Origin of the sequence: Ochrobactrum sp. SFR4 (genome assembly GCF_019730395.1) — a bacterium.
In the GTDB taxonomy this organism is placed as follows: Bacteria; Pseudomonadota; Alphaproteobacteria; order Rhizobiales; family Rhizobiaceae; genus Pseudochrobactrum.
Window position 1 is genome coordinate 1 of record NZ_JAAPBB010000606.1, and the last position, 296, is coordinate 296.

Sequence of the window (296 nt, forward strand, 5' to 3'; positions counted from 1 at the left end):
TATAGCCGACATCAATCTGATCATGCATCAGCTCCAGCTTTTGCCCTTGTGATCGGACATAGCGTAAGCCGACATTAATATGCGGATATAGCCGGCGATAGCGCGATACGGCACGCGGCATGAGTTCGGTTGCCGCAAAAGCCATATAGGCCACCCGCAGGCTGCCGGTTTTGCCATCGGCAACCAGTCTTGCTGCCTGAACGGAACGGTCATAATTTTGCACCAGCCGGGCATTTTCTTCATAGAAAATCCGCCCGGCAGGGGTCACAGAAACTTCGCGTGTTGTGCGTTCAAAT

At 53.0% G+C, this 296-nt stretch carries 1 protein-coding gene; it reads right to left on the reverse strand.

Translation table 11 applies throughout. The features are described 5' to 3' along the window. Positions 1 to 296, reverse strand: a 296-nt coding sequence (locus HBA93_RS20460; protein WP_221724498.1) for a LysR substrate-binding domain-containing protein, incomplete at both ends; no start/stop codon positions are given.